A 12919-nucleotide genomic window follows, 5' to 3' on the forward strand; every position below is an offset into this window, starting at 1 on the left:
TGAATAATAGCTGTCTCACAAGAGCGATTGGGACGAAAGCCATAACTATACTCTGAGAAGTGTCTTTCACAGATTGGACTGATGGTTTGAACAATCGCTTGTTGCACCATTCTGTCCATGACTGTAGGGATTCCAAGATTTCGGACGCCACCATTTGGCTTAGGAATTTCAACTCGTAAAACTGGTTGAGGTTTGTACTTCCTCTGCTTTATAAGTTCCTTGGTTTCTCGCCAATGTTGCCGTAGGAAATTATCCATTTCCTCAATGGTAACTCCGTCGATACCAGCAGAACCCTTGTTTCTTTTTACCTGATGATAGGCTTCAAGCATATTGTTCCGAGATAATATCTTATCTAGCAATTCTGACATGTGCGTATTCCTTTCTTGTTTCGGTGTCTGAGGGACATCTTAGATTCGTGAACCTTCTCCTAGTCAATACGTGACCGTCTCCAGTTCTATCAGACCGTTCTTTTACAGACACAAGTGAAGTAGGATTACTTCGGTTAATTGTTCGCCCCTTCGCTCCATTTCCATTACAGAAACTTCATCACTACTATGGGTTCGGCTGACTTCTCATGATTCGTTGTTACTACGTCTACGACGCTCATGAGACCTCACGGGATAAGTCGTATATCTTTCCTCGTTTACTCTCGTGATCTACGCATATAGGTTACGACTACCTTTTGGGACTTTAGAGTTTTCAGCCTCCTCATCCACTACATACGCCTTCATATCACATTTCTGTTCGTAGAGCCACGATTTCGCTATCCCTTCCTCTCCCCGCTACCTCACGATAGTCAGGCTTGGGAGTCGCTATTGGGTTCACCGGTAGCAGGTGCCCACAGAGGACTTGCACCTCAGATATACGACATGCCCGTCGTACTGAAAAAGCTGCGTGGAAACAAAAGGTAGTCCACACAGCTTCTGACCGAATAGGTCTTTGTTCACTTTATTTTTGAAAGATCCGGGGAATCCCTAATCTAGATCTTCACCATTGGAACGAATGACTTTTTGATACCAGTAAAACGAATCCTTAGGAGTGCGTTCCAAGCTGCCCTGACCTTGGTCATCCATGTCAACATAGATAAAACCATAGCGTTTTCGCATTTCACCAGTTCCAGCTGAAACGATATCGATACAGCCCCAGGTGGTATAGCCGACTAAATCAACTCCATTGGCAATAGCCTGGGCCATGGCATCAATGTGGGCTCTGTGGTAGTCGATGCGGTAACTATCATGGATACGACCGTCCTCTTCAACCCTGTCTAAGGCTCCTAGGCCATTTTCAACAATCATCAGCGGGATTTCATAGCGGTCATAGATTTTTTCCAAATAGTACTGGAGACCACTCGGATCCTGGGCCCAGCCCCAATCTGAATATTCCAAGTAAAGATTTTTAGCACCGACGGAGAAATTCCCTCCAGCCTGCTCATCCACCTCATGGGTTGTCACAACTGTCGACATATAATACGAGAAGGTATATAAATCAATCGTTCCTTGGGCTAGAACTTCCAAGTCTCCCTCCTCCATCTGCAAGTTGACCTTGTGTTCCTGCCACAGGCGTTTGGCATAAGAACCATAACGTCCCTTAGCTTGGACGTCTGAACAGTAATAGATATTCTTCTCCCATTGGTGCTGATTGGCTAAAATATCTGCCGGATCACTTGTTCCTGGATAAAAAGTGATGCCACAAATCATATTGCCAAAGCGGAAGTTTGGATTAATTGCTCGCCCCACTTGAATGGCCTTGGCAGACGCCAGGAACTGATGGTGTAACTGTTGATAAGCTTCTTGAAAATCTGCATCCGAAGCCTGACCAAACATATCTAAAAACATAATCGTATTGTTAATCTCATTAAAGGTCAACCAGTATTTCACCAAGTCTTGGTATTCTCGGAAAAGCGTTTCTGCATAACGAACATAGAAATCAACCAGTTTCCGGTTAGACCAGCCCTTGAAGCGAGTTTCCAAGGAAAGTGGCGTATCAAAATGCCAGATAGAAACCAGAGGTTCGATTCCGTATTTATGACACTCTTCAAACACTGACCGGTAAAAATCTAAACCGGCCTGATTGGGTTCCACATCGTCCCCATTTGGGAAAATTCGAGCCCAAGAGACAGACAAACGAAAGACCGAGTAGCCCATCTCTGCAAAGAGCTTGATATCCTCCTTATAGCGGTGATAAAAATCAACAGCTTGATGATTGGGATAATAGTACTCCTCCAAAATAGCATACTGGGCTCCTTCCGGAAGATGACCACCCATATGCCCCATAGAGGCATATTTCCCTGGTTTCCCGTCCTTGTCGATATAGGTTGTATAGCGAGGACTGTTGGCAGTCCCACCTGTTGTCACATCTGTCTGAACCAAGCCCCGTCCATCCAGATTATAAGCTCCCTCTGCTTGATTGGCAGCGATTGCGCCACCCCATAAAAAATTCTTTGGAAAACGTGCCATTGCTACTACTCCTTTACTTTTATCGAATTATTTCTTTCCTTAACGAACCGTTGTCAATAAGTAGTCCCCAACCTGGACAGCCTTTTCTTGGCTGACGAGAATATCCTTGTAGAGAGACGTGTTGGTAATGATAATAGGCGTTGTTACGGGAAGACCAGCCTCCCGAATCTTCTCAATATCAAAGGCCAGTAGTTTTTGACCAGCCTCGATTCGATCCCCAACTTCGACAAAACTGTCAAAGCCAGCTCCTTGTAAGGAAACGGTGTCCATGCCGATATGAAAAAGAATCTCTGCCCCATTTTCTGTCCTCATTCCAAGAGCATGTTTACTTGGGAATAGCAGGGTAACCTCTCCCTTGGCTGGAGCATAAAGAATACCTTGACTGGGCTCAATCGCAAGTCCCTTTCCCATAGCCCCTGAGGCGAAAACAGGATCTGGAACATCCGTTAGTGGCACAATTGTCCCCTCCAGTGGGCTCGCAACAATTTCTTGCTGAATTTCCTTGAGCAGTGCAAGCGGTTCATCTTCCTTTTCATCAAGGACTTCAGCACCATAGAGGTTGGCAACTGGTAAGGCCATCTGAACTCCAAAAGAAATCACCACAGCTGCCACTGAAGCAATGATAGCAGAGATAACACCAGACATACTTCCTGTACTTGTATCAATTAGGGATGGGTAAAGAAAAATACCAAGCCCACCAACGGAATAACCAACAATTCCCGCAAACATTACATAGCCACCAATAAGGGCACTCGTCATACAGCTCACAATAAAGGGGATACGCATAGGCAATGTAATTCCGTAAATCGCCGGCTCTGTCACCCCAAAAAGAGCTGAAATAAGGGCTGGGAGGGAAAGACTTTGCACCTTGGCTTCTTTGCTTTTCAACATAATCGCTAAAAGGACACCAACCTGTGTAAAACTAGGGAAGAGGGCTGGCACTAAGATTGCCGAAAAGCCTTGACTAGCCGTTTCGACAATGGCCAAAGGAACAATCGCCCAGTGCATCCCAAACATCACCATCACCTGCCAGAGACCACCAAGGACAACTCCATAGAGAACTGGACTAATTCCCATAATAAGCTGGAAAAACCAACTCAAAGCATCAGACAATAGGTTTCCGACTGGACCAACCACTAAAAAGGTCATTGGAACAGCTAGCAATAGGGTCACAAAGGGTACCAAAAACAGTTTCACCACATCTGGGATAAGCTTCCGTGCCCCTCTTTCAATATAGGAAGCAACCCAAACTGCTAGAATTGCTGGGAGAACAGTTGAATAGTAGCCTCCAGTTGGAAGGGAGAAGGGAATTCCAAAAATCCGATTCAGACCTGCCTCCGTCACCCCCTCTACAACTCCTGGTAAACTAGGGTATACCAAGGCTGCTCCAATAGCCAGAGCTGTAAATTCATTGACTTTAAATTTTCTTGCGGAAGTCAATGCGATAATCAACGGAAGGTATTGGAAAAATCCATCACCAGCTGCATTTAAAATCGCATAGAATGCACTATTATCAGCCGTCATTCCGTTGGCTCCAAGAATAGCAACCAACCCCTTCAAAATCCCGGCTACAGCCAAGGCTCCAAGGAAAGGCTGAAAAATACCAGAAATCAGATCGACAAATCGTTCAAAGAGGTTACCCTTGAACTTGTCCCCTTCATCAATATCCAAACTTCCATTGCCCACAATCCCCGCTGCTGTCTGAACCGCCACATAAACGTCCGGAACGTGATTGCCAATGACCACCTGGTACTGACCACCTGCTTGCACGACAGTGACAATTCCATCACGCGCCTTGAGATAATCAGTATCTGCCTTTCCTTCATCTTTCAAGCTAAAGCGAAGGCGCGTGATACAGTGCTTGAGCTCTTTAATATTCTCTCGACCCCCAACATGATCGACAATATCTCTTGCCAGCTGCCTATAATCTTTTGCCATAGCGACAACTCCTTTCTGACTGCCTGAAACAAGCAAAAAAACCTAAACATATACCACAATGCCCCGACTCAAAAAGCCTTCTCAGACATCTTCGTATATATTTAGGTTTTGCCTGCCTTCCAGTAACAATCCTTTTCTAGCTCTATCTTAGCAAAATCACTCTTTTTTGCAAGCGATTCCAAAAAATATTTTTAAGTAAAATAGAAGTTCCAACTCGTTCTTACTCAACCATCCGTTGGATATGAATGGTTAGATAAATTTGTTCGTCCAAAGACATCTCAAAACCATAACTTTCTTTTACAAAAATTTTTATTTTCTCACTAGCTGCAAGAGCTTGAGGATAATTGGCTTGAATTTGTTGGAAAAGAAAGGCGTCATTCTGTCCTGCTACCTGTCCCTGTAAAACACGCTGGGCAAAATAACTGAGATGCGTGACCAAACGGTGAAAACTGGTATCTTCATGAAAATCTGCCCAACCAAAATGGAGACGAACAATATCGAGGAGCTGGTGAACCATCTGATTCACTTGGTGTTCTTGTTGGCTTCCCGCATTAGTCTTTTGGGCATTAATCAAATGTAGGACCAAAGAGGAGGCCTCACCTTTCTCCATATGAATGCCAAATTTCTCTTGGATTTGCTCCAATGTCTCCAAACCCAATTGGTATTCTTTGGGATAGAACTTCCGTACTTCCCAAGCCAAAGGATTTTCAATTGACAAGCCCTGGCGGCTTCTTTCCAGAGCATAATGAAGATGATCTCCAAGACTAAGATAGAGAGAAAATTCAAAGCTGGTATCGAGAACTGACTCAGCTTTTGAGATCAGTTGGGTTACCAAGTCTACTTCTTCCGCTGGCATACGACCATAAAGGTGGAAGAGATCACTTTCTTGCTCATCTCCCTGCAGTACAAATGTTTTCTCAATCTTATCCACTTCCAAGTCCTGGCCTGCTTTTTTCTGAAAGCCGAGCCCCTTCCCCATCACAATAATTTCCCGACCTTGTGTATCCATAGCTTGAACGACATTATTGTTATAAACTTTGATAATTTTCATCTTGCCCACCTTTGTACAAGTTATTGTCCTCAGACTCATTTCTAAGGTCTAAATAGCAAAAAAACCTAAATCCATCACCAAAGAGGCCTGTCTCCAGACTCCTGATTTTGATTTAGGTTTTGCCTGCTGCCCAGTAACAATCCTAAGTCTAGTCTAGCAAATTGGTTGCGCTTTCGCAAGGCTGATTTCCTGTTTTCTATAAGTAGAAAACGCCCTTCACACCAACCTCAACTTCTGAAACGCCTTATAGAGGCCATCCTCTTCCACGTCAGCGGTCACGAGGTCAGCCATGGCCAGTATTTCTGGGCCGCCATTGCCCATTGCTACTCCGACTTCCGCAAAATCGAGCATGGGGATATCGATTTTCGCATCGCCAAAAGCGATGGTTTGACTGCGGTCAAATCCTAGGTGCTGGAGTAAAAACGCCATAGCTTGAGCCTTGTTGACATCTTTGAGGCCTAAATCTCCAAATAGAGCTTTTTCCCCGCGGCCACCCCAGGTGTGGGCTTCCAATTGTGGAAAGGCTGCTTGAGAGTCCAAGTGATCCTGGTAGGAGTCCAAGATAAAGCTGATTTTATTGAGGTCATCCCGATAGAGGTTGGCCTCAAAAACCAGGCCATGGAGAATGTCTTCGACTTCCTGGCCAGCTACTTCATCAGCTGTTTGTCCCTTGGTCATGAGGTAGCTTTGCAGAACCTTGCGGCCACGTTCCCGAAAGCCTGGACTAGCAAATAGGCCTTGATTGCTTTCCAAGAAAAATTCCAAACCCCGTTCCTGGAGCCAGTCCACTACCTGCCGGGCATCCTCTGCAGAGATCACTTGGTGCTGGAGAACCTGCCCTTGAAACTCGATATAGGAACCATTGCCCCCAATCATCCCATCGAGGCCCATGTCCCACAATTCATCCTGCATTTCAGCCCGACTCCGACCGGTGCAGGCAATCACCACATGGCCCTGGGCTCTGGCCGCCCGGATTGCCTTTTGGGCAGATTCTGGAATCCGATTGTGGTAGTCAACGATTGTCCCGTCCACATCTAAGAATAGTATTTTTTTCATAGCGCATCCTCCTTGTCTCTAGTTTACTCTTCTTTCTTTTGGAAAAAAAGTAAAAAAATTCATGATAAAATGGAGGTAGAATTGTCAAACAGGGAGGAACTATGATTGCTTATCACCAACTAGACTTCCCCGCAGGAGGGGAAAGTCGGACCATCCGGGTCTATCTGCCGGATTCTTATGGACACCAAACCACTGCTTACCCAGTCATGTATTTCTTTGATGGCCATAACCTCTTCTTTGATGAGGAGGCAACCTACGGGGAGTCTTGGAAACTCAAGGACTTTCTGGATCAATGGTCCAAGGACATGATTGTGGTCGGACTCGAACCAGGCCGGGAAGGGCATCAACGCTTGGAGGAATATTCTCCCTATGATATCGGGAGCGGCTTCTTCGCGGGACCACTTCAGGGACGCGGGCGGGAAACTCTGGACTGGCTGGTTCAGCAGGTCAAACCCTTTATCGACCAAACCTATCGCACCTATCCGGATCGCCTCAATACAGGCATTGCCGGTTCCTCCATGGGTGGGCTCATGACCCTCTATGCCCTATCCCACTACAACGCCTTCTTCTCCAAGGGAGCTGCCCTGTCTTCTGCCCTCTTTGGGCCCATCCAGCAAGAGGTTGCCCAGGTGCCAATCGATAGCAATACCCGCCTCTACATGGGCTGGGGAACCCGTGAAATGGGGCAAGGTCCGGAGGCTGATCTGGAGCCCTGGTCGACTTCCTTCGCCCAAAGCCACCTAAACCTAGAAGCTAGTTTTCAGAGGTCGGGCGCTCAAACCTACCTCTATCCCCAAATCCACGGCCGCCATACCGAAAGCGACTGGGCGCAACAAGTCCCGCTTTTGATGGACTTTTTATGGATGAGATAAGGAGAATTGTATGAAAAAGAAACAATTTATAATCTTGTGGAGCCTCCTGCTTAGTTTAAGCCTCGGACTAGGAATCCTCAACCCAAGCCCTATTTTCAATCCCCCTACAGTTTATGCAGCTGAGACCAGCGATGGCCTTCTGCCTTTTCAAGGCGAAAAGCAAATCCAACTCCAGGACTGGGATAACAAAGGGCGCGCTCAAGCAGCCCACATCCAGCTAAAGGAGGGCGACCAACCTACCAAAAAACGAGCCGGTAAAATCAACTTTGATCCCGTTGGTTGGCATAACTACAAATTCTATTTTGGCGACGGTAGTGAACAAGCCTGGCTCATGAGCCGTGGTCATTTACTAGGCTACCAATTCAGTGGTCTGACTGATGAGGGACGCAATCTAGTGCCTATGACCAACTGGCTCAATGCTGGAAACTATCAAGGGACTGACGAGTCCAATCCTGACAGCATGCTCTTCTATGAAAATCGCCTCGATTCCTGGCTGGCAACCCACCCCAACTACTGGCTAGACTACAAGGTAACACCGCTTTACACAGACGATGAACTCATTCCACGCCAAATCGAGCTTCAATATATCGGTCTCGATGCCAAAGGCAACAAACTTGAGATCACTCTTGGTGCTAAGGAGACCAAGGACGCAGCCGGAATAACCCGCGTCCTCCTGGATAACACCTCGCCCAATGCAGAGATTGACTATACCAGTGGTAGAGCTACCAATACCGTTGCTTCAGCCAGTGAACAGGCGGCTGCCAGACAAAAAGCCGCTGAAGAAGCTGCAGCTGCTCAAGCACAGGCCGAAGTCGAAGCCCGGGCTGCCGCCCAAGCAGCAGAGGAAGCTCGTCTACAAGCAGAAGCCCAGGCCCAAGCGGAAGCTCAAGCTGCTGCGCAGGCCCAGGCTGATGCTGCTGTTGCGGTTAGTCCTGAAGTCAATGCTGGCGGGGGTTACACCAGAGATGCGCGTGGGCGCTGGCACCGACCAAATGGTCAATATGCTTCGAAAGCAGAAATTGCTGCTGCAGGGCTTCCCTGGTAGGTTACACTCTATTTTCCACCTTTCCTTTTAAGGATCGGTGGTTTTTTGCGACCACAAAATGTGCTAAAATAGTAGGGATTTTCTTTGTGAAAGGAGTCTTATGAAGTTCTATTCCTATGAATATGTCTTAAACCAAATTCGCCAAGATAACTGGCTACTGGCTATTTTCTTTATTTTGGTCTTAGTGATTCTCGGTTTTACAGCCTTTCAAGCCTACCGGGACAAGCGAGATTCGAAATACCGAGAATTGGTGATTATCCTTGGACTGGTCCTGCTTGTATCCGGCTTATCTGGTTTTGAAAGCCTACAAACAAGTAGTCAAATCAACAACCAATACCGCTCCTCGATCCATTTTATCGAAAAGGTATCCGATAGGCTCAAGGTCAAACCCAGTCAGATTTATGTCAATACATCTACAGAAACCAGTGGGGCTCTCCTCTATGTAGACGGGCAAATTTACCGCGCCCTCTCTGGGAGCGAACCCGATACCTACCTGCTAGAAAAGATGGATTTAGAGTCATTTGATTTAGAGTTAGTGGAGGTGAATCCGTGAATACACTTTATTTAGACACGACCATTAAATTGGCAATTGGTCTCTTAACCTTGATCATTGTCATCAATATTTCTGGTAAAAGCAATCTCGCCCCGAATTCGGCAACCGACCAGATTCAAAACTATGTTCTCGGGGGAATTATCGGTGGTGTCATCTACAATCCTTCCATCACCCTTCTCCAATATGTCATCATCCTGATGATTTGGACCATTTTAGTGCTCTGCCTCAAATGGTTAAAAACCCATAACCATACCATCAAACAAATCATTGATGGTCAACCCCGCGTTCTAATCCAAAAAGGGCAAGTCGATGTCGAAGCTTGTCGGACAGCAGGCCTAACCGCTGCCGACCTAACCCTCAAACTCCGGGGACAAGGAATCTTCCGCATGGCTGATGTCAAACGGGCTGTTTTGGAACAAAATGGCCAATTAATCGTCGTTCAAGCCGGCGAAGCCAACCCCAAATACCCTGTCATCACCGATGGCGTTGTCCAAATCGACATCCTAGAACTTTTGGAAAAGGACCCCGACTGGCTGCAAGAAGAACTCCGACAATTGGGCTATGATGACCATTCGCAAATCTTCCTAGCCGAATACGACCAAGGACAACTGAACATTATCACCTACGAATCTTAAATCTAGAAAGGATACACATCTCTTATGGCAGCTACTGTTCCGCACAAACGTGTTGAGTTTACGGAATTATTTTACGACCTTGTCTTTGTTTATGCGATTTCAAAGATGACCGGGCTCATCCATCATCTGGAAAATGGTATTCTCCCGGCCTTTAACTTTGCCACTTTTATCACCTGCCTCTTACTACTGGTCAATACTTGGATGATCCAAACCATGTTCACCAATCGGTTTGGGAAAAATTCCCTGTTTAATATGAGCATTATGTTTGTCGACATGGGTCTTTTGATGCTTTTTTCCAATGATTTCAATTCGAACTGGGAAAGCACCTTCTACTTATTTAATCTATGTTTTGCACTCCTATCGGGCACCCTGCTTCTACAATATGCTGTCCAATTTTGGCAGAGCAAGGATGAGCGGGAGCGCAGCGTTATTTTAGCCTTTCTCAAAATCCTCAGTGTTCGAACCTTCGGGGTCCTGTTGGCTCTGCTATTTCCTTTTCAATATGGGGTTTGGATTGCCCTCACTGCAGTGATCATCTCCTTCCTCATGCCAATCGCCTATCAAAAACAGATGGATTTAGTGCCGATCAATTTCCCACATCTGATCGAGCGGATTTCCCTGCTTGTCATTATCTCTTTTGGGGAAATGATTGTTGGCGTCGCCTCCTTCTTCCAGCCAGATAATTTTGGAATTCAGTCGATTTTCTTCCTACTGATCGTGATTGCGCTCTATTTGATTTATTTCTTAGAATTCGACCACATTTTGGATACTGGACTCCAAACACTGGGCTTCCGGTTAATCTATAGTCATTACCTCGTTTTCGCAGGGATTCTCATGACCACTGTCTCTATGACCTTCCTCAGTGAACATGAAGTCAACCATTTCTTCGTGGTCTCATTCCTCTACGCAGGCCTCTGTGCCTTTCTTCTTGCAGTTGTTCTCAATGGCAGTTACAATAAGGCGGCCTACAAGTGGACGCGCACATTCTTAGCAATGTATTGGCTCATCTTTGCAGTTGGATTCCTGCTCAGTCTGGTCTTTGCCACTACCCCGCTGATAGTCACCATCATTACGACTGGAACCCTCTTTCTGATCTGGATTCAGTTTATTCAATTTTATTTAAAAAACCATAAAAAAACCAAGGATCCTCATAAAATTTATTGGATCTAAAGCAGGGAGTGGGACAGAACTAAATTTGAAAAAATTTAGTTCGTAGTCCCACCCCCGCAAGGCTGATTAGGCTCTCTTCCGAGCTTGAAAAGCGAACGAAGAGGTCAATCAGCTACTGCGTCAAAGGCATTTTGTTATCCAAAGTCAAAGAGGCTAGACTTTTGTCCCAGCCTCTTCATTCATCCATTTTCTTACCTTCTCGGCTTAGTTCAGTGTAGTAGTTGATTACAACCCCCGATAAAGCTGCAAAGAAAATCAGCCCATAGATGGTTAAAAAAACACACAGCCAGCGTCCCAAAAAACTGACAGCTTGGTAATCCCCATAACCAACCGTCGTTGAGGTTACAAAAGCCATCCAGACACCATCCCAATAGTGGTTAATCCCTGGCTCAAGGATTTGCAGGCCAAATCCGGCCATAAAAATAAAGCCGGCAAATGAAGTGGCAAACTTCATAAACCCTGTCACTTTCAGAATCTTCATCAAAATACCCAAACGTTTCATCCTTCTTTCCTCGCATCCGCTTCAAAAAATCAGTTAGGTTTCATTATAGCAGATTCTGAAACAAAATTGCCGAGGCACTTGCCCCCTTCCAGCAAATGGGAAATTTGTTATACTATAAAAAACGAAGGACGAGGCCAATCATGCTGCAACAAACCACTCTCCCATCACCACTAGGAAATTTGATTCTACTTGCTGATCACACAGCCCTTCTGGGAGTCTGGTTTCAAGACCAAAACCACTTAGGAGCCCACTATGATCTACAGACAATCCCAAGCGGAACCAATCCAATCCTCAAGCAAACCCAAGACTGGCTCACAGCCTATTTCGCCGGAGTCAATCCAGATCCACAAACACTCCCTTTAGTACCAGCAGGAACCCCCTACCGGCAAATGGTCTTTGACCTCCTGCGGCAAATTCCTTACGGCCAAACCCAAAGTTACAAAGACCTAGCCCAAGCCTTCCAACAAAAAACCGGCCAAGCAACCTCGCCGCGTGCCATTGGTGGAGCCATCGGCCACAATCCCATCAGCCTGATCATCCCCTGCCACCGCATCCTCGGACACGACGGTTCCCTCACTGGTTATGCTGGCGGACTCAATCGCAAAATTTGGCTCTTAGACCATGAACAGATTTCGAAATCCTAAGGATTAGAAAAATCGAGTAGAGGCTAATTTCTAGTCCCTCTCACACCACCGTGCGTGCCGTTCGGCACACGGCGGTTCAATTAACTTTTAACGCATGTCGTTTAAGATAGAAATCTAGACAAGAAACCAGTCCTCTTTTAGTGAGGGCTGGTTTTGATATAGCTCGCTTTAAGACTGACTTCTGTACCACTAGTTGATAGTGGTTACCCCAGCCAGATACTTTATCGGCTATCCATTTCGGAACACCTAGTTTCAGAAGTCCCCATAGTCGTCTCGATTTTTTCTTCCATTGCTTCCAGATAATTACTCGGATACGAGTTCGTAAACGCTCATCTATTTGCGTCAGTATCGTTTTCATATTACCAAGTGAGAAGTAATTTACCCAACCGCGGATAACCCAATTTAATCGTTCAATCCGTGTCGTTAGGTCAATGCTCCACTTCCTCGTCGTTAGTCGCTTCAGCTTGCGCTTAAAACTCTGTACACTATCTTTATGGGGACGGCATTTCCAGCCTTTCGGAGATTTCCAAAAGCCAAAGCCTAAATACTTGAGTTTTGTAGGTCTCACAATCTTTGTCTTGGTCATATTGACCTTCAATCCTAATCGCTTCTCGATAAATCGGCTAATGGAGTGCATAACTCTTTTGGCGGATGCTTCACTACCAACTGTGATGACGCAGTCATCTGCGTAGCGAACAAAACGAAGACCTCGTTTTTCCAACTCCTTATCTAGTTCATTGAGCATGATATTAGACAAGAGAGGTGACAAATTCCCGCCTTGTGGGATACCGACCAACGTTTTATAACGTTGACCCTTAATCACGACACCTGAATGGAGATATTTCCGAATCAGTGATTCCGTATCCCCATCTTGGATAATGTTGTGTACTAAGGACATCAGCCTATCTTGTGGAACTGTATCGAAGAACTTTTCCAAGTCAATATCCACTATCCATTCGTAGCCATCGTTAAGATACTCAAGAAGTTGAATAATAGC

General features: G+C 45.8%; 13 protein-coding genes. 6 read left to right on the forward strand and 7 right to left on the reverse strand.

Annotated elements, in window-relative coordinates; translation table 11 throughout:
* The 5 genes from HZY94_RS08155 to HZY94_RS08175 form a co-directional block, all read right to left on the reverse strand.
* A partial coding sequence (locus HZY94_RS08155; protein ID WP_257151889.1) for a reverse transcriptase domain-containing protein occupies nt 1-368 on the reverse strand: 368 nt, incomplete at its 3' end.
* 606 nt (nt 369-974) lie between these two features.
* Complete coding sequence (locus HZY94_RS08160; protein WP_179925746.1) at nt 975-2456, reverse strand: glycoside hydrolase family 1 protein; 1482 nt, start codon at nt 2454-2456, stop codon at nt 975-977.
* A gap of 39 nt (nt 2457-2495) precedes the next feature.
* Nucleotides 2496-4394 (reverse strand): beta-glucoside-specific PTS transporter subunit IIABC, encoded by a 1899-nt coding sequence (locus HZY94_RS08165; protein WP_179925747.1) that lies wholly within the window; start codon nt 4392-4394, stop codon nt 2496-2498.
* Nucleotides 4395-4614: 220 nt separating this feature from the next.
* Complete coding sequence (gene licT / locus HZY94_RS08170) at nt 4615-5445, reverse strand: BglG family transcription antiterminator LicT (protein WP_179925748.1); 831 nt, start codon at nt 5443-5445, stop codon at nt 4615-4617.
* A gap of 216 nt (nt 5446-5661) precedes the next feature.
* Nucleotides 5662-6501: an HAD family hydrolase gene (locus HZY94_RS08175; protein WP_179925749.1), complete on the reverse strand. Its 840-nt coding sequence runs from the start codon at nt 6499-6501 to the stop codon at nt 5662-5664.
* Nucleotides 6502-6602: 101 nt separating this feature from the next.
* On the opposite strand from HZY94_RS08175, the gene HZY94_RS08180 reads away from it, so the two are divergent.
* The 5 genes from HZY94_RS08180 to HZY94_RS08200 all read left to right on the forward strand — a co-directional run bounded on the left by HZY94_RS08180 (nt 6603) and on the right by HZY94_RS08200 (nt 10776).
* Complete coding sequence (locus tag HZY94_RS08180) at nt 6603-7373, forward strand: alpha/beta hydrolase (protein WP_179925750.1); 771 nt, start codon at nt 6603-6605, stop codon at nt 7371-7373.
* 10 nt (nt 7374-7383) lie between these two features.
* Complete coding sequence (locus HZY94_RS08185; protein ID WP_179925751.1) at nt 7384-8418, forward strand: DNA/RNA non-specific endonuclease; 1035 nt, start codon at nt 7384-7386, stop codon at nt 8416-8418.
* A 100-nt stretch (nt 8419-8518) separates the two neighbouring features.
* The gene (locus tag HZY94_RS08190) at nt 8519-8971 is read left to right on the forward strand and encodes a DUF3290 family protein (RefSeq protein WP_179925752.1); all 453 of its coding nucleotides are present in this window, start codon (nt 8519-8521) and stop codon (nt 8969-8971) included.
* Nucleotides 8968-9606 carry a DUF421 domain-containing protein gene (locus HZY94_RS08195; protein WP_179925753.1) on the forward strand — a complete coding sequence of 213 codons (639 nt, stop codon included), beginning with the start codon at nt 8968-8970 and terminating at the stop codon, nt 9604-9606. The genes HZY94_RS08190 and HZY94_RS08195 overlap by 4 nt, the downstream gene beginning before the upstream one ends.
* 24 nt (nt 9607-9630) lie before the next feature.
* On the forward strand, nt 9631-10776 hold the full coding sequence (locus tag HZY94_RS08200; RefSeq protein WP_179925754.1) for a low temperature requirement protein A: 1146 nt from the start codon (nt 9631-9633) through the stop codon (nt 10774-10776).
* Nucleotides 10777-10951: 175 nt separating this feature from the next.
* Here the strand turns inward: HZY94_RS08200 and HZY94_RS08205 are convergent, their stop codons facing one another.
* Nucleotides 10952-11278: a potassium channel family protein gene (locus HZY94_RS08205; protein WP_179925755.1), complete on the reverse strand. Its 327-nt coding sequence runs from the start codon at nt 11276-11278 to the stop codon at nt 10952-10954.
* Between the two features lie 140 nt (nt 11279-11418).
* Here HZY94_RS08205 and HZY94_RS08210 point away from each other — a divergent pair, with 140 nt between their 5' ends.
* On the forward strand, nt 11419-11922 hold the full coding sequence (locus HZY94_RS08210) for a methylated-DNA--[protein]-cysteine S-methyltransferase (RefSeq protein ID WP_179925756.1): 504 nt from the start codon (nt 11419-11421) through the stop codon (nt 11920-11922).
* Nucleotides 11923-11998: 76 nt separating this feature from the next.
* On the opposite strand, the gene HZY94_RS08215 is transcribed toward HZY94_RS08210, so the two are convergent.
* Nucleotides 11999-12919 (reverse strand): reverse transcriptase domain-containing protein (locus tag HZY94_RS08215; RefSeq protein WP_179924842.1); only part of this gene is annotated, 921 nt, incomplete at its 5' end.

Source organism: Streptococcus danieliae, from assembly GCF_013415245.1.
GTDB classification, from domain to species: domain Bacteria; phylum Bacillota; class Bacilli; order Lactobacillales; family Streptococcaceae; genus Streptococcus; species Streptococcus danieliae_A.